Source organism: Streptomyces sp. NPDC054956 (assembly GCF_053609185.1).
Map to the genome: position 1 here is coordinate 1 of NZ_JBSGXB010000010.1, position 26,197 is coordinate 26,197.

Sequence of the window (26,197 nt, forward strand, 5' to 3'; positions counted from 1 at the left end):
GAGGCGAAGACGGCCAGTTCGGTGTTCCGGGGTGTGGGGCGTCTGGGTGACGTGGCCTTCGAGAGTGCGCACGGCACGGTCAAGCTCGACGAGGCCGCCAGCGCCCAGCTGACTCTGATGGCCGGTGATGTCTCGGTCGGCCGCCTGGGCGGTCCGGCGCAGATCAGCACGCAGAAGGGTGACCTGAGCATCGGCGAGGCCATGCGCGGCACGGTCACGCTGCGGACCGAGCACGGCGAGATCTCGGTGGGTGCTGCTCGTGGTGTTTCGGCCACGCTCGACGCCGGCACCGGCTACGGCCGGATCGTCAACACGCTGAGCAACACCGAGGGTGCCGCCGCGGGTCTGAACATCCAGGCGACCACCTCGTACGGCAACGTCACCGCCCGCAGCCTCTGAACCCGCGGTGTCCGACCGGACCGGCAGGGTGTCCATCGAGGAACGCCGGCCCCCGAGACCACCACCAGGTCTCGAAGGCCGGCGTCACGCCTCGCGCCGCGCCCTACCCCAGTACCGCGTCCAAATGGCGTTCCAGCGCCGCGCCGTCGTGCGCGCCGCCGCGGAAGGCCACGTATCCGTCCGGCCTGACCAGGAAGACCGCCCCGGCCGCCGCGCCGAACGCGGCGCGCAGCGCCCCGTCAGGGTCCGCCAGCGTCCGGGTGCCGCCGCCCACCGTGCCGCCGAACGAGTTGCCCACCACACGGGCGGTGACGCCGGCCCGCACCGCGGCCGGTCCGACCTCCTTGGCCACCACGCCCGCCGATTCGGCGTCCGCCGGGTCCGCGGGGAAGGCGAGCAGGGTCCAGGAGTCCCGCCCGATCAGGCGGAACAGCCGGCCCTCGGGGGAGTGCAGCGGCGCGTCCGGCACGCGGTCGCCCGCAGCCGGCCCCGGCCCGTCCGCCGCGACGGCCTCCGAGCTCGCGCTCAACGGGCTGTCGCCGTAGGAGAGCGGCAGTCCGGTGTGGCCCGCGCCCATGTGGTCGAGCGCCTCGTACAGCCGGTCGAAGGGCGGCACGGGTCCCGTACCGCCCCAGTACGTACGGTGGTTGCGCTCGGCCAGCCCCAGGGCGACCGGCCGCCGCTCCGCCTCGTAACTGTCGAGCAGGGCGTCCCCGGCCTCCCCGCGGACCACCGCGGCGAGCTTCCAGCCCAGGTTGAAGGCGTCCTGGATGCCGGTGTTCATGCCCTGGGCGGTCACGGGCATCAACGTGTGGGCGCTGTCGCCCGCCAGCAGCAGGCGGCCGTCCCGGTAGGAACCGGCGACCGCGTTGTACAGCCGCACCCGCCAGTTGAAGCGGGAGTCGTGGAACTCCAGGTCCTCGACACCGGTGACCCGGCGCGCGGCCTCCAGTACCTCCTCGACCTCGGGATCGCCGGTCCGCCCGGTGTCGGCGACGCCGATGTAGAAGCGGTGGCGCCCGTCCGGCAGGGGCGCGCTGCCCAGCGAACCCGCCTCCGTCAGGAACAGGTGGCAGTGCGAGGGATCGCCGGGGAGCGAGCCGGTCCAGCGCGTGTCGACCTGGAGCAACTGGGTGCCGGGGTAGTGCTTCTTCTCCCAGGAGGAGTCCATCCCGTCGCGGACCGAACTGTGCGGGCCCTGCGCCCCCACCACCCAGCCCGCGCGGACCAGTTCGGCGCTGCCGTCGGACGATTCGAGGCGCACGGTGACGCCGTCGGCGTCCTGCGCCACGGGCTCGGCCGTACGGTCGCGCTCCACCTCGACGCCGAGCGCCGACAGGTGGCGGGTGAGCATCGCCACGGTGTCCTGCTGCCCGATGAGCAGGGGCAGCGGGTACGGGGTGTCCGGCTGGGCGGCGTCGCGGACGTGCGGGGGGTGCCCGCTGAAGTGGTGGGTGCGGAAGGTGTACGGAACGCCCGAGGCCACGTACTCCTCGATCGGCAGGCCCATGAGGTCGAAGACCTCCAGGGACCGCTGCCACACGGTGCACGCCCGGGTTCCGGTACGCGGCTCCGGCCGCCGGTCGACGACCCGGACGCGCACCCCCCGCCGTACCAGCTCGACGGCGGTGCAGAGCCCGACGGGCCCCGCACCGACCACCAGTACGTCGGGACCGGATGTGCCGGCGGTCACGCGCGCTCCCACTCGAGGAGCGAGTGGTAGGAGGGCAGTCCGGTCACCCCGCGCAGCTTGAGTCCGGCCCGCGCGGCCAGCGCGGCGAACTCCTCCACCGTGCGTTCGCGGCCCTTGTTGAAGACGAGCATGCGCAGGTCGTACTCGGTGTTCAGCTGCTTGCCCTCGTCCTCGGCGATGACGCGCTCGACGATCATGACGCGGCCGTCCTGGCCGGCGGCCTCGGCGCAGCGCTTGAGGATGGCGACGGACTCCTCGTCGTCCCAGTCGTGCAGGATCTGGCTGAGGACGTACATGTCGGCGCCGGCCGGGAGTTCGTCGAAGAAGCTCTGGCCGACCAGCTCCGTACGGCCGGACAGCCCGGCCGCCTCGAAGCGCGCCGCGCCGCCCTCCACCGTGCCGGGCAGGTCGACGACGGTGCCGCGGGTGCCGGGGGCGACCTTGAGTATCTCCGCGAGCAGGGCGCCCGTGCCGCCGCCGATGTCCGCGACGTGGCCCAGGGTGTCCCAGGGGTAGGCGCCGGCGGCCGCGGGGGCGAGCTTGCCCTGGACGGCGGCCATCTGGTCGTTGAACGTGTCGGTCAGCACCTGGTCGTCGGCGAGGTCGTCCCAGAAGGGGCGGCCGAAGACCTGGTCGTAGCCGGGCTCGCCGGTGCGGACCGCGTGCAGCAGACCGCCGCAGGCCGCGAGGTCGATGCGTCCGCTCGCGCCCTCCAGGTCCAGCCAGTGGCGCATCCGGGAGGGGTGGGTGTCGAGCAGGAGCTTCGAGGTGTCGGTGAGCGCGTAGGTGCCGGACGCGGTCTCCTCGAAGATCCCCCGGCAGGACAGGAAGCGCAGCAGCCGGCCCAGGGAGTCCGCGTCGGTCGTGGTCTTCGCGGCGAGTCCGTCGCGCGTGTCGATCCCTGCCGCGATGTGGTCGGCGATGCGCAGGGTGGCCGCGACGCGCACCCCGATGGGGGTGAACACGTCCAGGAACGCCGGGCGCCCGCCCGGACCCCGCGGCGCGGTCTGTGCCTGCGGCGGCGTCGGACCACCGGTCTGCGCGGTCTCGTGGTTGTCGATGGGAATGCACCTCTTCCGAAATCTCCGGTGCCCCTGGCGGGTGGCCGGGCTCCTCTGACGGGCGGCCCGATGGTCCAGAAGGTTCCTCGACACCGGCTCAAGCGCGGCTGGCGGGGTTGACAGACTCCACTACACCTCTCTAAATTAGAGATACACGGAAAGCGAGAAGCGCGAAAATAGAGAGAAAGGGATGATCATGCAGACCACCGCCACCAGCCCCGCAGTCCTCGAAGAGGTCCGTTCCCTGCTGGACGAGCTGTCCGACCGCTGGGACAGCGCCGACGCCGCCGGCTACGGCCGGCTCTTCACCTCGGACGCCGCGTACGTCCAGTTCAACGGGGTGATGCTGGACGGCCGCCAGGAGATCGAGGACATGCACGACCTGATGTTCCGCACGATGCTCTACGGCACCCGGCTGCGGTGCGAGGAGATCGAGAGCGTCCGCATGATCGACGAGCACACCGCGGTCGTCGTCTCCACCGGAGCGGCGCTCTTCCCCTGGCAGCGCGAGGTCACCGCCAAGCGCCTGTCGCGGCAGACGCTGATCCTGGTCCGCGAAGGAGGCCGCTGGATGATCGCGTCCTTCCAGAACAGCCGGGTGAAGCCGTTCCCGACCTCCGGACCGCTGTTCGCGGTCGCCGCCAAGGCCGTGCGCCTGCGCGTCGACCGGGCCCTGCGCTCCCGGCAGACCCGCTGACCGGCCGGGACCCGGCGTACACATGGGGGCCCTCGCCAGTACTCTGTCCGCACCGGACCGGCAGAGAGGCAGCTCGAGGATGCAACCGCACAGCGAAGAAGACCGCTCCTTCGCCACCCTGCTGTCGCTCGCGACGGCACTGCGGGTGCAGGCCGCGCGCACCGTCCTCTTCCAGTCCGCGGTGGCCCAGTCGGTGGGCCTGAACGCCACCGACTTCAACTGCCTGAGCCTGCTCGACCTCGAAGGCCCGATGAGCCCCGGCCGGCTCGCCGAGCGCGTCGGACTCAGCCGCGGAGGGGCCATCACCGCGGTGATAGACCACCTCCAGAAGGCCGGATTCGTACAGCGCCGCCCCGACCCCGAGGACCGCAGACGGGTCATCGTCGAAGCCGTTCCCGAAGCCTTCGCGGAGCGGGTCGAGACGGTCTTCGCCGAGTACCGCGCCGCCCTCGGCAAACTGCTCTCCGGACTGACCGAGGAACAGCAGCAGCTGCTCCTGGAAGTCACCACCAAGGGCAACGAGATCTTCCACACCGAAACCCTGCGACTGCTCTCCCGCGAACCGGCGAAGGCCAAGGTCCCGGCAGGCTCCTGACCTCCGCGGGCTCCTGAACCCCGCAGGCCCCTGAAATCACAGGCTCCAGCAGTACTCGGGCCGCACCACCGCCGCTCGAGCGCGGCGCGCCACACTCCGGTTACCGGCTGCCTTGTCCGCCGGTCAGAGCAAACCGGATGAGGTGACCGAGACCGTGCTGAGCGCCCACTACTCCATCACGCTGCCGGCCGACTACGACATGACCGGCATCGTCCGGCGCGTGGCCGACCGTTCGGCTCCCTGGGACCGGCGGACCGGGCTCCTGATGAAGGCCTTCTGCGTCTCGGAGGCCGCCGACGCGGGCCACAACAGCTACGCCCCCTTCTACATATGGGCCGATCCGGCCGAGTTCGGATCGTTCCTCACCGGCGCCGAGTACGCGGGACTGTGCGCGGCGTTCGGCCCGGTGCCCGTCCACACGGGAACCGTCCTCCAGCACCACCTCGGCACCGGGGGTACCTCGTACCTCCTCTCCGAGAGCGAACCGCTCGGGCCGCTGACCGACCTCAGGGACGTCGCGCGGGCCGAAGAGGCCCGCCACCGGACCGTCCTGGAAGACCCGGCCGTCCACTCGCACATCACCGAACTGGATCCGGCCACCATGACGGTGACCCGGCGCACCTTCCTCCACGAGGGACAGGAAGCCCCGCGGCCCAAGGACGGCGTCCGTGTCCTGCGGGTACTGCACCTGTCCCGCCCACGCCCACCGCAAAACACCACCAGCTGAGTCCAGGCACATCCGCCCGGTGCTTGAGCGGGGCTCCGGCCGCGCTCGACGCCGCTGTGGAGATCTGGGCGAGTTGCCTAGACAAGGAGTGCATGGTGACCACCACCCCGGTCAGGGGCGTCGGCAGCCCCGCCACGCCGCCACCCCCCCGCAAGACCCTTCTGGAACGTACTTCTGCCTTCAGCCAGCGCCACCGCTGGACCGCCCTCCTCCTGTGGACCGTCATCCTTTTCGGTGTCTGGGGCGGCGCCTCGGCGGTCGGAGACTCCTACCGGGACGACTTCTCGCTCCCCGGCACGGAAACCCAGCAGACGCTGGAGGTCCTCGGCAAGCACGGCTCGGCCCAGGCCGGCGACACCCTGGAGATCGTCCTGCGCGACGAGGCCGGAATCGCCGGTGAGGACACCAAGCAGCGGGTGACCGCGATGCTGGACGAGGTCGCCAAGCTCCCCACGGTCGCCCAGGTCCAGAGCCCCTACACGGAGACCTCGGCCGTCTCCAAGGACGGCACGATCGGCTACGCCACCGTCGTCCTCAAGGGCAAGTCCGAGGAGATGAAGAAGCCCGATACCCAGAAGATCCTCGACACCGCGCGTACGGCCCAGAGCGACAAGCTCCAGGTCGACCTCGGCGGTGACGCCGCCCGCAAGATCGCCGAGCAGGAGAGCGGGGCCGCCGAAGGCATCGGCATGCTCGCCGCCCTGGTGATCCTCGCGATCATGTTCGGCACGATCATCGCGGCCGGGCTGCCCATCATCACCGCCGTGTTCGCCGTGGGCAGCACCCTCGGCGGGATCGTGATCGTCTCGCACGTCTTCACCGTCGCCAGCTACACGCCGTACATCCTGATCCTCGTCGGCCTCGGCGTCGGCATCGACTACGCGCTGCTGATCTTCGCCCGTTACCGCGCCGAACTGGTCAAGGGGGCGAGCCCGGAGGAAGCCTCAGCCAAGGCCCTCGACATCGCCGGGCGCACGGTCTTCTTCGCCGGCTGCACGGTCATCGTCGCCCTGCTCGGCCTGGTCGCACTCGGTCTCGGCTCGCTCCAGGGCACCGCCGTCGCCCTCGCGCTGACCGTTCTGGTCACCATGCTGGCCTCGCTCACCCTGCTGCCCTCCCTGCTGGCGATCTTCGGCAAGCGCTTCGCCCGCCAGTTCACCGCCAAGGCGCAAAAGCGCGTCGCCAAGGGCAAGTCCATCGAGGGCGGGGCCGCTTGGCGCCGCTGGGCGAGTGGTGTGCAGCGCCGTCCGCTGGCCGCCCTGCTGCTCGCCGTGGTCGCCCTCGGCGCGCTGGCCGCACCGGCCCTCGACATGCGCATGGGCTTCTCCGACGCCGGCAACGACCCGGCCGCCTCCACCAGCCGCCGGGCGTACGACCTCCTTGCCGAAGGCTTCGGCCCCGGCTTCAACGGCCCGCTCGTCGTGGTCGCCGAGGGCGACGGCCAGGCCGGCGAGGCCCTGTCGGCCAAGCTCAACTCCACGCCCGGCATCGCCGCGGCCACCCCCGCCTTCCCGTCCAACGACCAGCAGGCGTTCACCGTCATCGCCTTCCCCACCTCCGCGCCCCAGGACGCCAAGACCTCCGACCTCGTCCACGAGCTGAGGGACAACGTCCTGCCCGGGCTCGCCAAGGAGCACAAGGCGACGTACCTCGTCGGCGGCGCCACCTCGGCCGTCGTCGACTACTCCGACACCGTCGCCAAGCGCATGCCGGTCTTCATCGCCATCGTCGTCGGCCTCTCCCTGGTCCTCCTGGTGATCGTCTTCCGCTCGATCCTGATCCCGATCAAGGCCGCCCTGCTGAACCTGCTGAGCATCGGCTCCGCGCTGGGCGCCATGACCCTGGTCTTCCAGAAGGGCATGTTCGGCGTCGAGCCGGGACCGATCGAGGCCTTCCTCCCGATCATGATCTTCGCGATCGTCTTCGGCCTCTCCATGGACTACGAGATCTTCCTGGTCTCCCGGGTCCGTGAGGAGTGGGACCGCACCAAGGAGCCCGCCACCGCCATCCGCGAGGGCGTCGCCCACACCGGATCGGTCATCGTCGCCGCCGGCCTCATCATGATCTCCGTCTTCGGCGCCTTCATGCTGGGCGGCGACCGGATGCTCCAGCAGTTCGGCTTCGGCATGGCCGTCGCGGTCTTCGTCGACGCCATCGTCATCCGCCTCCTGATCGTCCCGGCCGCCATGCAGCTGATGGGCCGCAAGGCCTGGTGGATTCCGGCGGGCCTGGACCGGCTCCTGCCCAAGCTCAACATCGAGAAGCACGGCTGACCGAGGACCAGCGCGTGCGAGCGGCCCGGGACGGATACCGTCCCGGGCCGCGGTGCGTCCCGCCCGGCGCCGATGGAACAGGTCCGGCAACCCTGTAGTCCATCGCGAGCGGCGGGCGCTTTCCTGACGGTGTGCGGGGCGAGTCACCGGGGCGGCCCCACCCGACGGCGGGCATCCCCCCGCCCCGTCGTCGCGGGCCGCCCTGGACCCCGCCTTCCTCACCGCGGCGCCCGGCATCCCCCTGCCCGGGCGCCGCAGGTCTTTCCCGCCCGCGCCGCAGGCGCCCCCGCGCCGCACACCCGGATCCGCCCGGGAGCCGGCCCCGAGCCGCCCTCCACCAACGCTCGATCCGGGCTCTGTCCGGGCTCCGTCCGTCCTCCGGTCGTCCCCGAAGGGCCACCGCCACCCTCTCCCCCTCTGCCCGAATGCCCGTACGCACGGAGGAGCCGAAGACAGATGGCCGCCCCGACCCAGCCCCGTCTCGCACCGCACCCGCCCGAGCAGTCCGACGCCGGGCCGTTCGGCCAGCCCCGCTGGTTCCTCACCCTGTGGGGCACGGACATGTGGGAGCGCTTCAGCTTCTACGGGATGTCGGCCATCCTCGTCCTCTACGCGACGGAGCCGTCCTCCGACGGCGGCCTCGGCATGTCCAACGAGGACGCGGCCCTCCTCTTCGGCCTCTACATGGCCTCGGTGTTCATCTCCTCCGTACCCGGAGGCTGGATCGGGGACCGCGTCCTCGGCTCGTACCGCGCGGTCCTCTACGGCGGCGTCACCATCGGCCTCGGCCACCTCTGCATGGCCGTGCCCCTCACCGGCTTCTTCTACCCCGGACTGCTGCTCATCGCCGCGGGCACCGGCCTGCTCAAGCCGAACATGGCCAGCCTGCTGAGCGCCTTCTACGACCGCCAGGACCGGGCCGGACGCGACGCCGGATTCGCCATCTTCTACATGAGCGTCCAGGTCAGCGCCCTCATCGCGCCCATCGTCGTGGGCGCGGTCGGCGAGGGGGTGAACTGGCACCTCGGGTTCGCACTGGCCGCCCTGGGCATGGGCGCGGGACTCGTCCAGTACGTACGCGGCGGCCGCCACTTCCAGGGCGTCGGCAGCGCGCCCGAACGCGCCGCGACCCCCCTGCAGCGCACCCGCGTCCTGCGCGTCTCCCTCGCGGCGGCCGCCGTGGTGCTCGCCGGATACGGCACGGACGCCCTGCTGGGCTCGTTCGAGATCGGCCACGTCATGGCCCTGATCGGCCTGCTCTGCGTGGTCTCGCCCGTGGTCTGCTTCTGGCGGCTGATCCGCAACCCCCTGCTGAGCGCGGGGGAGCGGACCCGGGTCAAGACCTACATCTGGCTCTTCCTGGCCTCCGCGGTCTTCTGGGCACTGTTCCTCCAGGGCGGCTCCGTCTTCACCCTCTTCGCCAAGCACTCCACCGACCGGGAGGTGTTCGGGAACACCGTGCCCGCCAGCTGGTTCCACTCGGCGATCCCGCTGTTCGTCCTCGTCACCGCGCCCGTGTTCGCCTGGCTGTGGAAGCGCGCCGGAGACCGTGTCCCCACCGCCGTGAAGTACGGGATCGGCATGGGCTTCACCTCCTCGGCCTACCTGCTGATGGCCCTCGCCGCGCTCGCGGGCTCCGGCGGGGAGCTCGTCTCGCCGCTGTGGCTGGTGACCGCCTTCCTCCTGCTCGCCGCGGGGGAGGTCGCGTTCGCCCCCGTCGGGATGAGCGCCACCACGGCCATCGCCCCCGCCACCTTCACCAGTCAGATGGTCTCCCTGTTCTGGCTGTCCGGCGCGCTCGGCGGCGGCGTGGGCGGCAACGCCCTGAAGATCTCCGGCGAACAGGTCCCCGGCCCCGGCTACTTCCTCGCCCTGGGCCTCGCCGCCCTGGTCGTCGCGGCCGCCCTCGTCCTGGCCCGCCGCCCCCTCACCCGGCTCCTCGGCGTCTGATCCGACCCGCGAGCGACCAGGGTCCCGTACGCCGACCGGGCAAGGCGTGCGGGGCCCTGGCCGTCGTGGAAACCGCCCGGCCCCCGCGCGAGTTCAGCCCCGCAGCGCCGCCACGAGCGCCAGGACCACGCAGCCGACGGCGCAGACCCCGAGCAGTTCGGAGCCGATCGACCGGGTGAAGCGGCGCCTCACCCGGAAGGACGGGCCGTTCTGCGTTCCCCGGCTGCCGCTCCGCGTACCCTTCCGGCTGCCCCTGCGGGGCACGGCGTGGGCCCGCATCGCGTCCTCACTGACGGAGGAGAAGTCGTACAGCAGGTCCCAGAGGGACCCGTCGAACCAAGGGAAGTCGACCGTCTCCCCTCCGGACGTCTCCAGCCTGAGACCGCCGCGGTACGTCTCGCGGTGCAGCCTCGTGACGGCGGCGGTGGGCACGATGACGCGCTGCCACACGCCGAACCGGACGATCTCGCCGGGCCGCAGCACGACCCTGATGAGGGAGAGGCGCCAGACCAGGGACGCGAAGGCCAGGTACCCGGCGCACAGCAGGGCACCCTGCCAGACGGTCAGGCCGTTGCCCACGGCAGCCAGGAGTACGAGGGGGCACATGGCCATGACGCACGCCAGGGCCCGTATGAACAGCACGCGCAGCCAGCGGACGAGCTTGACGTCCCCGCGGCGGTTCGGCCGGTACGCGCGGAACTTCCGGACGACCGGAGTGGCCGGTCCGTACCACGCGTTCAAGCCGGCGTCCCACAGTCCACCCGTCATGTTCAGAACGTACGCCGCCCGGCCGGTCGCCCGGCGGGCGGGTACGCGAAAGGCCGGCGCCCCGTGGGGCGCCGGCCTTTTCGAAGGTGCGGGATCAGGCGGCGAGTTCGTTGAGCTCCTTCTCCCCGGCGGGGGCCTCGGCGGCCTCCGGCTTGGTGTCCCGCATGACGAAGGCGGCCAGTACGGCGGCGGCCAGGACACCGATCGCGCTGATGGTGAAGGTGGTCGACATCGAGGAGGTGAAGGCCTCCCGGGCGGCGTGCACCAGGCCGGTGTCGCCCTGGGCGACGGCCAGCGCGCCGCCGATCGACTGCTTGGCGGCCTCGGGGGCGTCGGCCGGCATCCGCTCGGTGAACCCGCTGGTCAGGAGCGAGCCGAGGATGGCGATGCCGAGCGCGGTGCCGGCCTGCTGGATGGTGTCGTTGAGGGCCGAGCCGACGCCCGCCTTCTCCTGGGGGATGGTGCCCATGAGGGCGCCGACGGCCGCCGGCATCGCGAGGCCGGCACCGAGGCCGAGGAGACCGAGCGCGGTGGCGGGGACGGCGAACCCGGTGCCGGCCGAGACGGTGGTCAGCAGGGCGAAGGCGGAGGCCATGACGACCATGCCGGCCAGGACCAGGAGGCGGTTGCCGATCTTCGCGGCGAGACCGGCGCCGGCGCCGTTCCCGATGAGCGCGGCCACGGCCAGCGGCACGAAGGCCAGGCCCGCCTTGACGGGCGAGTAGCCGAGCACGAACTGCAGGTACTGGGTGAGGACCAGCAGCAGGCCGCCGTTGCCGATCTGCACGAGGGTCAGCGAGAGCGAACCGCCGCTGAAGTTGCGGTGCTTGAACAGGACCAGCGGCACCATCGGCGAGGGGGTGACGTTCTCCCAGACGACGAACCCGGCGAGCGAGACGACCGCGATGGCCAAGGTGACGGCGGAGCGGCCGCCGAAGGCGCCGTGCTGCGGGAGCTCGATGATCCACCAGATCAGGGCGGTCATACCGGCCGCCGAGAGCACCGCGCCGAGCGGGTCGGGCTTCTGCCAGGGCCCCTTGGACTCCGGCATGAGGACCAGGGCCGCCACGATGGCCAGGACGACGACCGGGACGTTGATGAAGAAGATCGAGTGCCAGGAGAAGTGGTCGATCAGGACGCCGCCGAGCACCGGGCTGCCGACCAGGCCGAGCATGGACACCGAACCCCACGCCGCCATCGCCTTGCCGCGCTCGTCCTCGTCGAAGACGGTGATGAGGATCGACAGGGTCGAGGGCATGATCAGCGCTCCGCCGACGCCCATCGCGATGCGTACGGCGATCACTTCGCCGGGGTTGGTGCAGACGGTCGCGGCCAGTGAGGCCGCCCCGAAGAGCAGCAGGCCGATGATCATGATCTTCCGGCGGCCGAACCGGTCACCCAGGCTTCCCGAGGTGAGCAGGAGCCCGGCGAAGACCAGGATGTAGGAGTCGAGTATCCACTGGGTGTCCTGGGCGCTCGCCCCGATGTCCCCGGTCATGGACGGCACCGCGACGGTCAGGGCCATGCTGTCCACGACCAGGACCAGCGTGCTGAGGCAGAGCACGATCAAGATCCACCAGCGACGTGGGTTGCGGGTTTCCATCGGGGTTTCCTTCCGGCTTGAGCACGCTGTTCCTTCGATGCGCACACTGTACGCATGACGGAACAGTGTGCGCAAGAGGGGAGGTGTGTACGCTGGATGCGAACGATGTACGCAAGGAGGAGCGCCCATGACCGAGAACCCGATCCCGTCCGTGTGGACCCGCCGCCGGCCCGAGGCCCAGCAGCCCGCGCTGAACCGGGCCGCGATCGTCCGCGAGGCGGTCCTCATGCTCGACGCCGAAGGCATCGAGGCGCTCAGCATGCGCAAGCTCGGCGCCCGCCTGAACGCCGGAGCGACCTCCCTGTACCGGCACGTCGCCACCAAGGAGGAGCTGATGGAGCTCGCCGTGGACGAGGTGTGCGCCGAGATCCTCGTCCCCTCCGCGGACCTCGCCCGCGCGGACTGGCGCGCCGCCGTCTCCGGGGCCGCCGGGTCCTTCCGTACGACGGCGCTGACCCACCCGTGGCTGTCCTCGGTCCTGGGCCAGGCGGGCCTCGCCTACCTCGGCCCCAACCTGATGTCCTTCTCCGACCGGCTCGCCGCCCTGTTCACGGCCGCCGGCTTCCCCGAGCCGAGTCGGGCGATCGACACCGTCCTGGCGTACGTCATCGGCATGAGCACCACCGAGGCCGCCTGGCTCACCACGGTCGCGCGCTCCGGGGAGACCGAGTCCGGTTTCATCGCCCGCCTCATGCCCGCCGCCGCGGAGGCCGCGGCCGGCCACGACCACCTGAGCGACTCCTACGCGGCGAGCGCCGCGACCGCGGCCCTGGACCCGGTCGCGATCCGCGACACCAAGTTCGCCTACGGCCTGGACGTGGTCCTCGACGGCCTGGCCCTGCGCCTGCCGGGCTGACCCCCGCCGGGACCACCCGCCCGTCAGGCTTGGGGGAGAGCAGCCGGCCCGTACGCCGCCGCGGCCACCGACAGGTCCTCCCAGGCCATGCCCACGCTCTTGAACAGGCGCGGGCGCGACGGGTCGTGGGCGAGGCGGCCGGTGACGAGCTCGGCCAGGTCGCCCGCGATGTGCCCGGCGGTCATCGCTCCCTCGCGCAGCGGGACGATGACGTCGCCCGCCTCGGCGAGCGCAGCCGCCCGGCTCTCCACGACCAGCGTGGACCGGCACACCAGCTCGGTGTCGACCTCGCGCGCGTCCGGCTCGTGCGATCCGACCGCCACCACCGTGGCGTGCCCGGGCACCAGGTGCCCGGGGAAGAGCGGCTCCCTGGACGTGGTGCAGCAGACCACGACGTCGGCGACCGCCACCGCCCCGGCCCCGGCCGCCACCGCCTCCACGCCGGCATCCGCGCACCGGGCCGCGAAGGCCTCCCCGCGCCCGGCGTGCCGCGCGACCACGCTGACCCTGGAGATCGGCCTGACCGCCCGCACCGCCTCGACGTGCCGCAGGGCCTGCGGTCCCGTCCCGAAGACGACCAGGTGCGCCGCGTCGGGCACGGCCAGGGCCCGTACGGCCGCGGCCGAGACCGCCGGCGTGCGCAGCGAGGTCAGGGCCGTGCCGTCGAGCAGCGCCAGCGGGAGCAGCGTCCCCGCGTCGAGCAGCACGTACAGGCCCGAGATCCGCGGCAGGCCGAGCCCCGCGTTGCCGGGGGCGACCGCCGCCAGCTTCACCCCCGCGTACGGGCCGAGCCGCGCGGGCATGAACAGCAGCTGTCCCGCGCCGACTTCGGCCACCGTCCGGGGCACGTCCCGCTCCGGGTCCCACGCGCCGCCGCGCAGGGTCTCCTCCACCGCCGCGATCGCCCGGCGCATCGGCACCAGCCGGTCCAGCTCGGCCGCGTCGATGAGCCGCAGCGATCCGAGGTCCACGTTCACCCCACCCCCAGATAGGCCTCGGCGACCCGGGGATCGTGGGCGAGCTCGCCCACGGACCCCTCGAACAGGCACCTGCCGGTGTCCATCACGTATCCGCGGTCCGCGATCCTCAGCGCGGCCCGGGCGTTCTGCTCCACGAGCAGCACCGCCGTCCCCTGCTCCTTGATGTCCCGCACGAGCCCCATGACGGTCGCCGCCGTCCCCGGCGCCAGCCCCATCGAGGGCTCGTCCAGCATCAGCAGCCGCGGGGCGGCCATGAGCGCCCGGCCGATCGCGACCATCTGCTGCTCCCCGCCCGACAGGCTGCCGCCGGCCTGGGCGCGGCGGTCCGCCAGCTTGGGGAGCAGGCCGTACACGCGGTCGATCCGCGCGGCCACCTCCGCCGGGCGGCGTACGAGATAGGCCCCGAGCTGCAGGTTCTCGTGCACCGAGAGCCTGCTGAAGACGCGCCGCCCCTCGGGTACGTGGACCAGCCCGCGGGCGACGATCTCGTGCGGCTTCGCCCGCGTGATGTCCTCGCCCTCGAACAGGACGCGCCCGCCGCTCGGCCTGACCAGCCCCGAGACGGCGGACAGCGTGGAGGTCTTGCCCGCGCCGTTGCCGCCCAGCAGGACCACGATCTCGCCGGTCCGCACCGACAGCGACAGGCCGTGCAGGGCCTGGACGCCGCCGTAGTGGATGTCGATGTCCTCCAGCTCAAGCAAGGCTGTCCTCCCGGTCGAGCCGCGGGCCCGCGGCGGTGTCGCCGATGTCGCCGGCGGTCTCGGCGTAGTCGGGATCGGCCCCGAGATAGGCGTCGACGACGGCCGGGTCGGCCCAGACGTCGGCGGGCCGGCCGTCGGCGATCTTCCGGCCGAAGTTCAGCACCACCACCCGCCGCGACACCGCACGCACCAGCCGCATGTCGTGCTCGATGAGCACGACCGAGGTGCCCAGCGCGTGGATGCGCCGGATCAGGTCCGTGAGCGCATCCTTCTCCGCCGAGTTGAGCCCCGCCGCCGGCTCGTCCAGCAGCAGCAGGCGCGGCCGCTGGGCCATGCCGCGCGCGATCTCGACCAGCCGCTGCGCCCCGTACGGCAGGTTCCGTACGGCCCCGGCCCGGTCGACGGCGCCGGGGCCCTGCGCGTCCAGGCCCACGAAGTCCAGCCACTGGTGCGCCTCGTCCGTGCCCTGCCGCTCCGAGCGCCTGTAGCGCGGGGTGCGCAGCAGCGCGTCGAGCACGTGCTGGCCGCCGCGCAGGTGCAGTCCGGCCCGGACGTTGTCGAGCACCGACAGCTCGGGGAAGAGCCGCAGGTTCTGGAAGGTCCGGCACACGCCCCGGGCGGCGACGGCCGAGGGCCGGGCCCCGGTCACGTCGTGCCCGGACACCAGGATGCGGCCGGCCGTCGGACGGTAGAAGCCGGTGACGGAGTTGAACAGCGAGGTCTTGCCCGCGCCGTTGGGGCCGATCACCGAGACGATCTCGTCCGGCCCGACGGCCAGGTCCACGCCGTCCACGGCGCGGATGCCGCCGAAGACCACGTGCACCCCCTCGACGGAGAGCAGCGGGGGAGCGGCCTGGGAAGCGGCCACCGGGGTGGTCTCGGCGGTCATCGGGCGCCCTCCTGCGCGGGTACGGGTGGTGGGACCGCGGCGCCGGAACGGCGCGCGGTGGCCGCCGGTTCGCGCGCCGCGCGCGGCCACAGGCCCTGCGGCCGGAGCACCATGACGGCGATGAGCACCAGCCCGAAGGCGAAGTACCGGTTGTCGGCGACCCCGCGCAGCAGTTCGGGCACGAGGCTGATGCACACGGCCCCGATCACCACCCCGCGCAGGCTGCCCATGCCGCCGAGCACCACGGCCATCAGGACGAGCGCGGACTGGATGAAGCGGAAGCTCTCGGGGGAGACCGCGGACAACTGGGCCGCGAAGAGCACCCCGGCCAGCCCGCCCCAGACCGCCCCGAAGACGTAGGCGGCGAGCTTGACCCGGTAGGTGTGCACGCCCATCGCCTCGGCGGCGTCCTCGTCCTCGCGGATGAACCGCCAGGCCCGGCCCATGCGCGAGCGGTCGAGACGGCCGGCGAGCAGGACCGCCAGCGCGACGATCACGACGACGACGTAGTAGAGGGACACCGGCCCCTCCAGGCCGAACCCGAACAGGGACAGGCCGGGGATCCCGTAGATCCCGGAAGGCCCTCCCGTGATGTCCAGGTTGTTCGCCACGATGCGGATGATCTCGCCGAACCCGAGGGTCACGATGGCGAGGTAGTCGCTGCGCAGCCGCAGGGTCGGAATGCCGACGATCACCCCGGCCAGCACCGTCACGGCGATCACCACCGGGACCGTCTGTACGAGGGAGAGGCCGAACTCGGTGCTGAGGACGCCCGCGGTGTACGCGCCGACCGCGAAGAAGGCGGCGTACCCCAGGTCGAGGAGTCCGCAGTAGCCGACCACGATGTTGAGCCCGACCGCGAGCATCACGAAGATCGCGGCACTGGTCATCACGTTGAGCGCGTAGGGAGTGGCGATCAGGAACGGCGCGAACACCGCACAGGCCAGCCCGACGGGCCCCGCCCCGCGGCTCTGCGCGAGGCTTCGTATCCGGCTGTTCACACGCGCTCCTGTTCTCGGGCGCCGAGCAGGCCCGTGGGGCGCACGCTCAGCAGGACGATGAGGAAGCCGAAGGCGAACACGTCGCGCCACTCGCCGCCCAGCCAGTAGGAGCCGAAGGACTCCAGGAGGCCGAGCACGAGCCCGCCGAGCATGGTTCCCTTCAGGTTTCCGATGCCGCCGATGACGGCCGCGGTGAAGGCCTTGAGCCCGATGATGAAGCCCATCAGGAAGTCGATCTTCCCGTAGAACATCCCGGCCATCACGCCCGCGGCGCCCGCCAGCGCGGACCCCACGAAGAAGGTCCGCGAGATGACCTTGTCGACGTCGATGCCCATCAGGAGGCTGGCCTTCTGGTCCAGCGCGATGGCGCGCATCGCACGCCCCTCCCGGCTGCGGTTGATCCAGGCGTCGAGCCCGAGCATCAGGACCACGGCGACGCCCATCAGCAGCAGTTGCTGGGGGGTGAAGCGCGCACCGAACAGGTTGAGCGCCCGCCCGTCCAGCCGCATGGGGTAGACCTGCGGGTTGGGGCCGACCGCGATGCGCACGCCGTACTCGACGACGAAGGACGCGCCGACCGCCGTGATCAGCAGCGAGAGCCGGGGGGCCTTGCGCAGCGGCCGGTAGGCCACCCGCTCGATCAGCACCCCGGCCGCCCCGGTCGCCAGCATGGACACGACCAGCACCAGCAGCAGGGCCAGTACCGGGATCGAGGCGGAGAACCCGCCCAGGGCGCCGAGCAGCCACAGGCCCGCGAAGGCGCCGAGCATGTAGATGTCGCCGTGGGCGAAGTTGAGCAGCCTGATGACCCCGTACACCAGGCTGTAGCCCAGGGCTATGAGCGAGTAGAACGCCCCGACGAAGAGGCCGTTCCAGATGAGCTGCACCATGGGGACCGGCTACTTTCCGTCGTCCGCGCGGACGAAACGGCCGTCCCGCCAGACCAGGATCACGAAGCCGCCCGAGGACAGGGTCCGGTCGGCGGTGAAGGTCAGCGGGCCGGAGAACAGCTTGAAGTCCTTGATCTGCGTGAGGGCCGCGACCACCTCGGTGTCTCCGGTGGAGCCCGCCCGCTTGATCGCTTCGGCGGCGAGCCGCACGGCGTCGTAGGACTGCGTCGAGAACGGGCCGGGCGCGGAGCCGAACTCCTTGCGGTACGAGGCGGTCCAGGCCTCGCCGCCCTCGATCGTCTCGGGGGTCTGCGTCATGGTGGCGAGCACCCCGCGGACGTTGTCGGCGCCGGCGATCTCGGCGAGCGACGGGCTGACCGCGCCGTCCGCCACCATGATCCGGCCCTGGTAGCCGGCCTGCTTCAACTGCCGGATGAGCAGGCCGCCCTCCTTGTCGTAGCCCGTCCAGTAGATGAAGTCGGGGTTCGCGCCGAGCACCTCGCCGACGGTGGCGCTGTAGTCGCTCTCACCGGGGGTGAGCGCGGCCGCGGCCACCTGCTCGGGACCGCCCGGGCGCCCCAGCCGGGGGTCCATCAGCGTCGCGATGTTCTTCGCGTAGCTGGTGTTGTCGTGGATGACCGCGACCCGCTTGGAACCCGACTTGTCCATCAGGGCGATGGCGGCGTCCGCCTGCTGGGTGCCCGTTCCGTTGATCAGGAACGTGCTCTTGATCCCCTGCTTGTACAGGTCGTCCGAGTTGGCCGCCGGGATGATCATCGGGATCTTCGCCTTGGAGAAGACCGGCAGGGTGGGGAGCGTCGCGCCCGAGCAGTACCCGCCGACCGACAGGGCGATCTTCGAGGTGACGAGCTTGGTCGCCGCGGCGACCGCGGTCTTCGGATCGCAGGCGTCGTCCTCGACGCGCAGCTCCAGCTTGCGCCCGAGGACCCCGCCGGAGGCGTTGATCTCGTTCACGGCCAGCTGGGCGCCGTTCTTCATGTACGGGCCGATGTCCGCGCTGCTGCCGGACATCGGGACGGCCATGCCGAGCGCGATCGGGCCCGACGAGCCGGCCTTCGCGTCGTCGGCGCCGAGCAGACCCTGGCCGCAGCCGGTCGTCAGCAGACCCGCGACCGCGAGGACCGCGACCAGGGCGGATTTCCGGATCATGTGGAGATGTCTCGCTTTCGAAATCGTGCGCACGGTTGTCTCTTCACTTCCGTCCGGGCGGGCCGCAAGGCCCGCCGGCGGCCTCTTCCGAGGCCGGTTCCCCGAGGCCGAGTTCCCTCGAGCCCAGTTCCTTCAGGACGCGTGCCATCCGGTCGAGGGCGGCGGCCAGGTAGGCGGGATCGTGTCCGTGCGTGATGCGCACGTGCCCCTCCACGCCGAAGTGCGCGCCCGCCCCGACCAGTACGCCGCCCCGCACCCGCAGCGCCTCGGCGACCTCGATGCTCGGCAGGTCGACGTGGTACTTGAGGAATCCGAGCGCCGTGGCCTGCGGCTCCACCACGGAGACCAGCTCCGGATGGGCGTCCGCCCACTCCCGCAGCCAGGTCCAGCTCTCCCGGATCAGGGCGCGGTAGCGGCCGGTCAGCCGCTGCCGGGTGCCGTCGGCCAGGGCGATCTCGGCGAGCGCCATGGAGACCGACCCGGTGGAGACGGCCGCGTACTCGTGCCGCCGCCACAGGTCCGGCAGGATCTGCGCCGGCGCGACCAGCCAGCCCACGCGCAGCCCCGGCATCCCGAAGGCCTTCGACAGGCTGCCCACGCAGACCACCCGCTCGTAGCGGCCCCAGAAGCTGGGGGTGGTCGCGTCGGTGGACAGCTCGGTGCCGCGGTGCACCTCGTCGGCGAGGATCCACGCGCCGGCCCCGGCGGCCACCGCCACGATCTCGTCCATCTCCCGCTCGGTCAGGATCGTCCCGGTCGGGTTGTTCGGGTTCGTCAGCGAGATGAGCCGCGTGCCGGGGCGCACCGCCGCGCGCAGGGCGTCCAGATCGGGCCGCCAGCCGTCGGCGGGCGTCGAGTGCACCTCCTCCACCCGGGCCCCGAGGTTGACCGCGGCACCCCACACCTGCCGGTAGCCGGGCGACAGGGTCACCACGTGGTCGCCCGGACGCACCAGGGTCTCCAGGGCGATCGCGTTGGACTCCGCCGCCCCGACCGTGACGATCACGTCGTCCGCCGTACCGCAGTGGTGCTCGGCGATCAGCCGGCGCAGCGTCTCGCCGCCGCGCTCCGGCGGGTAGTGCAGCGGGGTGTCGAGCAGCCGCTCCAGCGCGCTGCCGTCACCGCCGCTGCCGTCACCCCCGCCGTCGTCCAGCAGTTCGCGCATCGTCACCGGCTGGCAGCCGCTGTCGGCGAGGCTGAACTCGGCCGCCCCGTCGTCGCGGGACTGCCATTCCAGAAGTTCGAACGGTTCAAAGTCCATGGATCTCCCCCTCGGACGGCGGGCCGGTTCCGCGCCGCTACCAGGCACTGTCGGTCTTCTTCGGGTCCCGCTCGACGACCGGGCCGAGGGCCTCGTCGATCCGCTCCAGCAGAGCGGCGTCGAGGATGACCCCCGCCGCCTCCGCGTTGCTGCGCACCTGCTCGGGGCGGGAGGCCCCGACGATCGCGGCGGCCACGTTGGGGTTCTGCAGGGTCCAGGCGACGGCCAGCTGAGCCATGGTCAGACCGGCCTCGCGGGCCAGCGGGGCCAGCAGCTGCACCCGCTCCAGCACCTCCTCGCCCATGAAGGCGCCGACCCAGTTCGCCCCGTTCTCGTCGGCGGCGCGGGAGGCGGCCGGCGGGGGACGGCCCGGCAGGTACTTGCCGCTGAGCACCCCCTGCGCGACGGGCGACCACACGATCTGGCTCAGCCCCTCCTGCTCGCAGAGCGGGACGACCTCCTCCTCGATGACCCGCCAGAGCATCGAGTACTGCGGCTGGCTGGCCACGAAGCGCTCCAGCCCGAGCTCGTCCGCGAGCGCCAGCGCCTCGCGGATCTCCTGCGCGGTCCACTCGGAGACGCCGATGTACAGGACCTTGCCCTGCCGGATCAGGTCGTCGAAGGTCCTCAGGGTCTCCGCGAGCGGCGTCCCCCGGTCGAACCGGTGCGCGTGGTACAGGTCCACGTAGTCGGTGCCCAGCCGGCGCAGGGACGCGTGCACGGACTCCAGGATGTGCTTGCGCGACAGCCCGCTGTCGTTGGGTCCGGTGCCCGTCGGCAGGCACACCTTGGTGGACAGCTCCACCGACTCCCGGCGGTGCCCCTTGAGCGCGCGGCCGAGGACCTCCTCCGCCCGGGTGCCCGCGTAGACGTCGGCCGTGTCGAAGGTGGTGATGCCCACGTCCAGCGCGGCCCGCACGCAGGCGACGGCGGTCTCCTCGTCGATCTGCGACCCGTGGGTGAGCCAGTTGCCGTAGGCGATCCTGCTGACCATCAGACCGCTGTTGCCGAGACGGCTGAACTTCATCGGTTCTCTCTCTGCGCGGGGCGGGAGACCGCTTCGATCTCCACCCGGTTGTCGTGGAATACGGCTCCGCCGCCCATGTCCGCGTCCCGCTCCTCGACGGTCGCGGTCGATCCCGAACCACCGTTGAGCTTGGGCCAGTTGCCCTTCGGGCTGGAGGCGACGCCCGGCCGGACGGTGTCGTCCACCCGCAGCTCGGCCTCGAAGGAGCCGCGGTCGTTGAAGACCCGCACCTTCTCGCCCGAAAGCAGGCCGCGGGCCTGTGCGTCCTGCGGATGCACGACGACGTGGGCCTCACCGGCCCTGCGGCGCAGCGCGGGCTTGTTCCCGAAGACGGTGTTGAGGAAGAAGTGCGAGGCACCGGTGAGCAGCACCAGCGGAAAGCGGCCGGCCAACTCCGGATCCGACACCTCTCGCGCCGGGGTGAACCCGGCCAGGGGGTCGAGCCCGTCCGCGCGGGCCCTCTCCGAGACGAACTCGAGCTTCCCCGACGGGGTGGGGAAGCCGTCCGCGTACGGGGCGAAGTGCTCGGGGTAGGAGAGCCGGACCCAGCCCCGCTCGCGCAGGCCCTCCAGCGTGATCCCCTCCAGGGAGGGGTGCGGGGAGTCGAGCAGCTGCCGCGCGAGCTCCTCGTCGGAGTCGTACAGCGAGGGCTCCTCCAGCCCCATGTACCGCGCCAGCCGGCGGAAGGTCTCGGTCGTCGACAGGCACTCCCCGGGCGGCTCGACGGCCGGCTCGTTCCAGGTGAGGTAGACGTGCCCGTAGCCGTCGTGCAGGTCCATGTGCTCGGGCTGCATGGTCGCCGGCAGCAGGATGTCCGCGTAGTCGGCCGTATCGGTCTGGAAGTGGTCGAGCACGACCGTGAAGAGGTCCTCGCGCTCCAGCCCGCGCCGGATGCGGTTCTGGTCGGGCGAACTGGCCACCGGGTTGGCCCCGTAGACCACCAGCGCCTTGACCGGCGGGTCCGAAGCCTCCAGCAGCCCCTCCGCCAGCCTCGTCATCGACAGGCCGCGCACCGGTTTCTTCAGCAGGTCGTCCCGGTACAGCGCCTCGCGGTTGCCGCCGAAGTACCCGTCCGTCGTGTAGTGCAGACCGCCTCCGGGGAGCGCCCAGTCGCCCGTCACCCCCGGAATGCACGCGAGCGTCCGTACGGCCGTGCCGCCGCCCGCGTGCCGCTGGATGCCCTGCGCGACCCGGATCGCGGTGGGCCGCGTGGTGGCCAGTGCCTCGCCCAGGCGGACGATCTGCTCCTCATCGACGCCCGTGATCCGCGCGACATTCTCCGGCGTGAACTCCAGGACCCGCTCGCGGAACTCCTCCCAGCCCACCGTGTGGCGCTCCAGGTACGCGCGGTCCTCGGCGCCCATGGAGACCACGACGTTGAGCAGGCCCAGGGCCAGCGCCGCGTCCGTGCCCGGCAGCGGCGCGAGGTGCTCGTCCGCTCCCTGCGCCGTCTTGGTCCGCACCGGATCGATCGCCACGACGCGCGCACCGGCCCGCCGTGCCGCCTGGATCGGCTTCCACAGGTGGTGGCCCGAGGTGAGCGTGTTGGTGCCCCACAGCAGGATCAGCCGCGACGCGCTCAGGCTCATCGGATCCAGGCCCCGGCTGCTGCCCAGCGTGTACTCCAGACCGGCGAGGCCCGCGATCGAGCAGATCGTCATGTCGTGGCGCGACGCGCCCAGCACGTTCCACAGCCGGCTTCCCGCCCGCCCCTGCAACCCCTGCAGGAACCCCAGCGTGCCGGTGCCCTGGTACGGCCAGATCGCCTCGCCGCCGTACTCCTCGACGATGCCCGTGAGCCGCCCGGCGATCTCCGTCAGCGCCTCGTCCCAGGAGATCCGCTCGAAGCGCCCCTCGCCCTTGGCGCCGACCCTGCGCATCGGGTGCATGAGCCGGTCGGGGGCGCGCGTGTGCTCCAGGAACTGATTGACCTTCACGCACAGCGCGCCCTGCGTGTACGGGTGTTCCGGGTTGCCCTGCAGTTTGACGGCGGCGCCGTCCTCGACCGTCAGCAGCCAGCTGCACCCGTCCGGGCAGTCCAGCGGGCACGCCCCCGGAATGGTTCTCGACTCTGTCACGGTGTTCCGTCCTCGGGATGTGCGTTCGCGCCGGGGCGGCGCCCGGGGGCGCCGCCCCGGCCGCGCTTCACTGGAGTTCCAGCTCCAGCTCCACCAGGGCGGTGGCGGCCAGGAGGCGCTGGTGCACTTCCTCGTAGGTGTCGGCCTCGACGTACACGTACGTCGCGTCCTGCTGCACGGCCTCGGGTACGGTGACCAGCCGCGCGCCCGGGTCCAGTACGACCTCGATGTCGTAGACCCCGGCGCTGGACCGGGCGTCGCCCAGGCCGTTGATGGCCTTGAGGGTGCCGGGGACCTCCGGGCACACGGCCCGGTAGCCCGCGTAGCCCTTGCGCTGCGGCGTGATCGTCGGACGGTGGCCGAGGGCGATCTCGATGGCGGCGCCCATCAGGTCGACGCCGAGCGAGCGGCCGATGATCTGCGGCACGCGCTGGCCGGCCGGGCGGGGGTGCAGTTCGAGCAGGCGCGGGCCGCGGCTGGTCATCCGCATCTCCGCGTGCACCACCGCGTTGTCCAGGCCGAAGCCCTTGATGGTCAGCTCGTTGGCCGCGAACGCGGTGGCCACCGTCTCGGCGTCGAAGGCCGTGGGGGTGATGAACTCCACCTCGGGGAAGACGGGGCCGGGCATCAGCTCGGGGTTGTCGGAGATGTTGTGGAAGAGGATCTCGCCCTCGAACACCAGGGCGTCCACCGTGACCTCGAGGCCGTCGAGGTACTCCTCCACCACCAGGTCGGAGCAGTCGCTGAGGTTGAGCCCCACCTCGCGGGCCTTGTCGAACGCGGCCTCGACCTCCTCGGCCCTGTGGGCGAGGACCACACCCGCGCTGCCGGTGCCGTACGTCGGCTTGATGACGACCGGGTAGCCGATCTCGGCGACGGCCGCCCGGGCCTCCTCCAGGGTGCGGACCAGGATGCTGGCCGCCGAGGGCAGGCCGAGCTCCGCGAAGCGGCGGCGCATGGCCGCCTTGTCCCGCAGGGCCGCGGCGGCGGACGGGGAGGGGCCGTTGAACCCGAGGGTCTCGGCGACCTGCGCCATCACGGGGACGGCGCTGTCGAAGGTGGTGATGATCCCGTCGACCCGCTGGGCGCGGCAGTACTCCACCACCGCGGCGACGGTCTCCTCGAAGTCCGTGTAGTTCTCGACCGGCAGCGAGAGGACGTCGTCGCAGTACTCCTTCTCCCAGGTCGCGTTCTCCTTGATCAGGACGGTACGGATGCCCCGTGCCCGGGCGGCCTGGAAGAGCAGCGGCTTGGAGGGGCCGGCCGCACCGAGGATCAGAAGGGTCCGGTCCTCGAGCGCGGGGCCCGCGGATGCAGAGTTGTCGGCCATGGCCGTCCTTTCGATGGTGTGACAGCAGTGGGAGGTGTGTGGTTCAGGCGCCCCGCGGCGCCCGGGCCCGGGCCGCGCGGCCCGTCCGGCGCAGCAGCGCCCAGAGCAGCGCGGCCGAGGCCGTGAGGGAGAGCGCCATGACGGCGAACATCAGCCAGGCGGGCACGAAGGCCCCGCCGATCCCGATGGCGACCGCGAAGAGCAGCTGCACCACGGACGAGGCGAACTGCACGCCGCTCAGGACCCGGCCGAGCACCGCGTCGGGCGTCTTGGCCTGGACGTAGGCGGGGAAGAGGATGCTCGAACAGCTCAGGGTGAGTCCGAGCGCCGTCGCCGCGACGAGCGAGAGGCCCATCCGCGGGATGACGGCGAACACCAGCATCGTCCCGGCGACCGCGAGCAGGGAGAGCACCAGCGTGCGCAGCTCGTCGCGGATCCGGGCCGCGTAACGGGAGATCAGTACGCCGCCCAGCAGCGCCCCGACCCCCCAGACCCCTTCGAGCAGACCGAAGCCGGCCGGACCCGCGCCCAACTGGTCCTTGGCGAAGACCGGCAGGAGCACGTTGGCCGCGGCCAGGACGCTCGGCGGGAGGATGGAGAAGACGGTGACGAGCAGATGGGTGCGGTCCGCGGCCACGACCTTGGCCGCGACGGCCAGGTCCTGGCGCCAGCCGCCGCCGGCGCCGCCCTCGCTCACGGCCGGCGCCGCGGCACCGGGTACGAGCTGCAGGCAGCCGGCGGCCGCCAGGTAGCACGCGGCGGCGGTCCACAGACCGATGCCCACGCCGCCCCCGCCGACCAGGAGCCCGCCGAGCGCGGAGGCGGCGATGCCGCCTCCCTGGGTGGCGATCTGCCAGACGGCGTTGCCGCCGACCAGCTTCTCGCGGGGCAGGACCTGCGGCAGCATGGCGCCGTAGCAGGGCAGCGTCACCGCGTTGCCCAGCCCCAGGAGCAGGGTGACCCCGTAGAGCTGCCACAGGGCGAGCGGACCCGCCGCGTGCAGGGCGGCGAGGGCGACGACCGCGCCGGCCCTGGCCAGTTCGGCGATCTGCCCGATCCGCCGGCGGTCGTAGCGGTCGATGAGCACGCCGCCCTGCAGCGCCGCGAACAGGCTCGGCACCGTCATGGCGACCGCCAGACCGGCGATCTGCGTGCTCCCGCCGCCCTCGTCGATGAGGAGCCAGGCGGCCGCGATGAAGAAGATCCCGGCGGCGGCCACCGAGGTGAGCCGGGTGGCCAGGAGCGGCAGGAAGCCGCCCGGGGCGAGCGCCGGGCCCGGAGCGAGCGAGGTCATGCCGCGGCCCCGCAGCCGTCCGCCGCGGCGGCCCGGTCGACGCCGGCCGTCGCGGCGGCCCGCAGCCGGTCGAGGAACGCGGGGGCGAAGCGGCCCTCCGCGACCGGCTCGGCCTCGCCCGTCATGGTGACCGAGCCGTCCTCGCCGATCGAGATCCCGACGGATCCGCCGGCCATCTCCACCGTGACCCGGCCGTCCACCAGGCCGAGCCGGTGGGCCGCGGCCGCGGCGGCGCAGGCACTGCTGCCCGAGGCGAGGGTGTACCCCGCCCCGCGCTCCCACACCTCGATCTGGAGGGTGCCGCGGTCCACCACCCGCGCGAACTGCACGTTGGTGCCCGCGGGGAAGCGCGGGTGCCGGGCGATGAGCGGCCCCAGCTCCTCGGCGAGCGGGGCCGAGACCTCGTCCCGCACCACGACCGTGTGGGGATTGCCCAGCTGGAGGTGGGTGACGGTCAGGCGCAGCTCCCCGACGAGGAGTTCGGAGGTCACGCCCTCCTCGAAGGAGGCACGCCCCATCTCCACCCGTACCCGGCCCGCGGCGAAGTCCAGGACCTCGGCCCGGGAGTCGCCCGCCACGGTCCGCAGGACCACGGACGGCCGCGCCGCGCCGTGCTGCCCGGCCCCGTGGTGCTCGTTCCCGTCGTGCTCGTTCCCGTAGTGCTCGGCCAGGTACAGGGCGAACATCCGCAGGCCGTTCCCGCTCTTCTCGCAGGCGCTGCCGTCGGAGTTGAAGATCCGCAGTTCGACCGGGGCGCCGGGGCGCGGAACCTCCAGCGGTCCGATCAGGACGCCGTCGGCCCCCACGCCCACGTGCCGGTCGCACAGCAGCCGGACCGTTTCGGCGGTGGCGGTGAACTCCACCCGCTGGGGGTCCAGTACGAGGTAGTCGTTGCCCAGCGCCTGGTACTTCGTGAAGTCGCTCATCGCTCGATGCCCTCGGGTCGCGGTGCGG

Annotated in this window: 22 protein-coding genes and 1 pseudogene; 7 read left to right on the forward strand and 16 right to left on the reverse strand. The window is 72.2% G+C overall.

What is annotated here, in order from left to right; translation table 11 throughout:
- Window positions 1–399: pseudogene (locus tag ACWGDE_RS03695) on the forward strand (hypothetical protein); the annotation flags it as partial.
- Window positions 400–502: 103 nt separating this feature from the next.
- Here ACWGDE_RS03695 and ACWGDE_RS03700 read toward each other — a convergent pair.
- Entirely contained in the window at window positions 503–2,092 is a 1,590-nt protein-coding gene (locus tag ACWGDE_RS03700; RefSeq protein ID WP_453387338.1) for an FAD-dependent oxidoreductase, read from the reverse strand.
- Window positions 2,089–3,057, reverse strand: coding sequence for a methyltransferase (locus tag ACWGDE_RS03705; RefSeq protein WP_453387339.1), 969 nt, complete (start codon window positions 3,055–3,057; stop codon window positions 2,089–2,091). The genes ACWGDE_RS03700 and ACWGDE_RS03705 overlap by 4 nt, the downstream gene beginning before the upstream one ends.
- A 292-nt stretch (window positions 3,058–3,349) precedes the next feature.
- Here ACWGDE_RS03705 and ACWGDE_RS03710 point away from each other — a divergent pair, with 292 nt between their 5' ends.
- From ACWGDE_RS03710 to ACWGDE_RS03730, 5 genes are all read left to right on the forward strand, one after another.
- Window positions 3,350–3,850: an SgcJ/EcaC family oxidoreductase gene (locus ACWGDE_RS03710; RefSeq protein ID WP_453387340.1), complete on the forward strand. Its 501-nt coding sequence runs from the start codon at window positions 3,350–3,352 to the stop codon at window positions 3,848–3,850.
- Window positions 3,851–3,929: 79 nt separating this feature from the next.
- Window positions 3,930–4,445 carry a MarR family winged helix-turn-helix transcriptional regulator gene (locus ACWGDE_RS03715; RefSeq protein ID WP_453387341.1) on the forward strand — a complete coding sequence of 172 codons (516 nt, stop codon included), beginning with the start codon at window positions 3,930–3,932 and terminating at the stop codon, window positions 4,443–4,445.
- A gap of 142 nt (window positions 4,446–4,587) precedes the next feature.
- On the forward strand, window positions 4,588–5,172 hold the full coding sequence (locus tag ACWGDE_RS03720; protein WP_453387342.1) for a DUF4865 family protein: 585 nt from the start codon (window positions 4,588–4,590) through the stop codon (window positions 5,170–5,172).
- 92 nt (window positions 5,173–5,264) lie between these two features.
- Window positions 5,265–7,445, forward strand: coding sequence for an MMPL family transporter (locus ACWGDE_RS03725; protein WP_453387343.1), 2,181 nt, complete (start codon window positions 5,265–5,267; stop codon window positions 7,443–7,445).
- Between the two features lie 456 nt (window positions 7,446–7,901).
- Entirely contained in the window at window positions 7,902–9,395 is a 1,494-nt protein-coding gene (locus ACWGDE_RS03730) for a peptide MFS transporter (RefSeq protein ID WP_453387344.1), read from the forward strand.
- A gap of 93 nt (window positions 9,396–9,488) precedes the next feature.
- Here the strand turns inward: ACWGDE_RS03730 and ACWGDE_RS03735 are convergent, their stop codons facing one another.
- Both ACWGDE_RS03735 and ACWGDE_RS03740 read right to left on the reverse strand, forming a co-directional pair.
- Window positions 9,489–10,163, reverse strand: coding sequence for a hypothetical protein (locus ACWGDE_RS03735; RefSeq protein ID WP_453387345.1), 675 nt, complete (start codon window positions 10,161–10,163; stop codon window positions 9,489–9,491).
- Window positions 10,164–10,257: 94 nt separating this feature from the next.
- Window positions 10,258–11,766: an MFS transporter gene (locus ACWGDE_RS03740; RefSeq protein WP_453387346.1), complete on the reverse strand. Its 1,509-nt coding sequence runs from the start codon at window positions 11,764–11,766 to the stop codon at window positions 10,258–10,260.
- A 127-nt stretch (window positions 11,767–11,893) separates the two neighbouring features.
- Between ACWGDE_RS03740 and ACWGDE_RS03745 the strand changes: the two genes are divergently transcribed.
- Window positions 11,894–12,622 carry a TetR/AcrR family transcriptional regulator gene (locus ACWGDE_RS03745; RefSeq protein WP_453387347.1) on the forward strand — a complete coding sequence of 243 codons (729 nt, stop codon included), beginning with the start codon at window positions 11,894–11,896 and terminating at the stop codon, window positions 12,620–12,622.
- Between the two features lie 23 nt (window positions 12,623–12,645).
- Here ACWGDE_RS03745 and ACWGDE_RS03750 read toward each other — a convergent pair whose 3' ends face one another.
- From ACWGDE_RS03750 to dapF, 12 genes are all read right to left on the reverse strand, one after another.
- Window positions 12,646–13,593: an ornithine cyclodeaminase family protein gene (locus tag ACWGDE_RS03750; protein ID WP_453387348.1), complete on the reverse strand. Its 948-nt coding sequence runs from the start codon at window positions 13,591–13,593 to the stop codon at window positions 12,646–12,648.
- A gap of 2 nt (window positions 13,594–13,595) precedes the next feature.
- Complete coding sequence (locus ACWGDE_RS03755) at window positions 13,596–14,303, reverse strand: ABC transporter ATP-binding protein (RefSeq protein ID WP_453387349.1); 708 nt, start codon at window positions 14,301–14,303, stop codon at window positions 13,596–13,598.
- A complete protein-coding gene (locus ACWGDE_RS03760) occupies window positions 14,296–15,192 on the reverse strand; it encodes an ABC transporter ATP-binding protein (RefSeq protein WP_453387350.1) in 897 nt (298 codons plus the stop codon). Before ACWGDE_RS03760 ends, ACWGDE_RS03755 begins: the two co-directional genes overlap by 8 nt.
- Window positions 15,189–16,193, reverse strand: a complete 1,005-nt coding sequence (locus ACWGDE_RS03765) for a branched-chain amino acid ABC transporter permease (protein WP_453387351.1) — start codon at window positions 16,191–16,193, stop codon at window positions 15,189–15,191. Before ACWGDE_RS03765 ends, ACWGDE_RS03760 begins: the two co-directional genes overlap by 4 nt.
- Window positions 16,190–17,083 carry a branched-chain amino acid ABC transporter permease gene (locus ACWGDE_RS03770; protein ID WP_453387352.1) on the reverse strand — a complete coding sequence of 298 codons (894 nt, stop codon included), beginning with the start codon at window positions 17,081–17,083 and terminating at the stop codon, window positions 16,190–16,192. Before ACWGDE_RS03770 ends, ACWGDE_RS03765 begins: the two co-directional genes overlap by 4 nt.
- A gap of 9 nt (window positions 17,084–17,092) precedes the next feature.
- Window positions 17,093–18,253: a branched-chain amino acid ABC transporter substrate-binding protein gene (locus ACWGDE_RS03775; protein WP_453387353.1), complete on the reverse strand. Its 1,161-nt coding sequence runs from the start codon at window positions 18,251–18,253 to the stop codon at window positions 17,093–17,095.
- Window positions 18,254–18,296: 43 nt separating this feature from the next.
- Window positions 18,297–19,514 (reverse strand): aminotransferase class I/II-fold pyridoxal phosphate-dependent enzyme, encoded by a 1,218-nt coding sequence (locus ACWGDE_RS03780; protein WP_453387354.1) that lies wholly within the window; start codon window positions 19,512–19,514, stop codon window positions 18,297–18,299.
- 37 nt (window positions 19,515–19,551) lie between these two features.
- A complete protein-coding gene (locus tag ACWGDE_RS03785) occupies window positions 19,552–20,541 on the reverse strand; it encodes an aldo/keto reductase family protein (RefSeq protein ID WP_453387355.1) in 990 nt (329 codons plus the stop codon).
- Window positions 20,538–22,619 (reverse strand): molybdopterin-containing oxidoreductase family protein, encoded by a 2,082-nt coding sequence (locus ACWGDE_RS03790; protein ID WP_453387356.1) that lies wholly within the window; start codon window positions 22,617–22,619, stop codon window positions 20,538–20,540. The genes ACWGDE_RS03785 and ACWGDE_RS03790 overlap by 4 nt, the downstream gene beginning before the upstream one ends.
- A gap of 67 nt (window positions 22,620–22,686) precedes the next feature.
- Window positions 22,687–23,949 carry an ATP-grasp domain-containing protein gene (locus ACWGDE_RS03795; protein ID WP_453387357.1) on the reverse strand — a complete coding sequence of 421 codons (1,263 nt, stop codon included), beginning with the start codon at window positions 23,947–23,949 and terminating at the stop codon, window positions 22,687–22,689.
- A gap of 43 nt (window positions 23,950–23,992) precedes the next feature.
- On the reverse strand, window positions 23,993–25,243 hold the full coding sequence (locus ACWGDE_RS03800; RefSeq protein ID WP_453387358.1) for an MFS transporter: 1,251 nt from the start codon (window positions 25,241–25,243) through the stop codon (window positions 23,993–23,995).
- Window positions 25,240–26,169, reverse strand: a complete 930-nt coding sequence (gene dapF, locus ACWGDE_RS03805; protein WP_453387359.1) for a diaminopimelate epimerase — start codon at window positions 26,167–26,169, stop codon at window positions 25,240–25,242. Before dapF ends, ACWGDE_RS03800 begins: the two co-directional genes overlap by 4 nt.
- Window positions 26,170–26,197: the final 28 nt, after the last annotated feature.

Excerpts from the sequence above, each read along its gene's own strand:
- ACWGDE_RS03710 (WP_453387340.1), top strand. The coding sequence starts at position 3,350 with ATGCAGACCACCGCCACCAGCCCCGCAGTCCTCGAAGAGGTCCGTTCC.
- ACWGDE_RS03760 (WP_453387350.1), bottom strand. The coding sequence starts at position 15,192 with ATGACCGCCGAGACCACCCCGGTGGCCGCTTCCCAGGCCGCTCCCCCG.
- ACWGDE_RS03735 (WP_453387345.1), bottom strand. The coding sequence starts at position 10,163 with ATGACGGGTGGACTGTGGGACGCCGGCTTGAACGCGTGGTACGGACCG.
- ACWGDE_RS03740 (WP_453387346.1), bottom strand. The coding sequence starts at position 11,766 with ATGGAAACCCGCAACCCACGTCGCTGGTGGATCTTGATCGTGCTCTGC.
- ACWGDE_RS03745 (WP_453387347.1), top strand. The coding sequence starts at position 11,894 with ATGACCGAGAACCCGATCCCGTCCGTGTGGACCCGCCGCCGGCCCGAG.
- ACWGDE_RS03795 (WP_453387357.1), bottom strand. The coding sequence starts at position 23,949 with ATGGCCGACAACTCTGCATCCGCGGGCCCCGCGCTCGAGGACCGGACC.
- ACWGDE_RS03725 (WP_453387343.1), top strand. The coding sequence starts at position 5,265 with ATGGTGACCACCACCCCGGTCAGGGGCGTCGGCAGCCCCGCCACGCCG.
- dapF (WP_453387359.1), bottom strand. The coding sequence starts at position 26,169 with ATGAGCGACTTCACGAAGTACCAGGCGCTGGGCAACGACTACCTCGTA.
- ACWGDE_RS03730 (WP_453387344.1), top strand. The coding sequence starts at position 7,902 with ATGGCCGCCCCGACCCAGCCCCGTCTCGCACCGCACCCGCCCGAGCAG.
- ACWGDE_RS03800 (WP_453387358.1), bottom strand. The coding sequence starts at position 25,243 with ATGACCTCGCTCGCTCCGGGCCCGGCGCTCGCCCCGGGCGGCTTCCTG.
- ACWGDE_RS03715 (WP_453387341.1), top strand. The coding sequence starts at position 3,930 with ATGCAACCGCACAGCGAAGAAGACCGCTCCTTCGCCACCCTGCTGTCG.
- ACWGDE_RS03770 (WP_453387352.1), bottom strand. The coding sequence starts at position 17,083 with ATGGTGCAGCTCATCTGGAACGGCCTCTTCGTCGGGGCGTTCTACTCG.
- ACWGDE_RS03780 (WP_453387354.1), bottom strand. The coding sequence starts at position 19,514 with ATGGACTTTGAACCGTTCGAACTTCTGGAATGGCAGTCCCGCGACGAC.
- ACWGDE_RS03785 (WP_453387355.1), bottom strand. The coding sequence starts at position 20,541 with ATGAAGTTCAGCCGTCTCGGCAACAGCGGTCTGATGGTCAGCAGGATC.
- ACWGDE_RS03775 (WP_453387353.1), bottom strand. The coding sequence starts at position 18,253 with ATGATCCGGAAATCCGCCCTGGTCGCGGTCCTCGCGGTCGCGGGTCTG.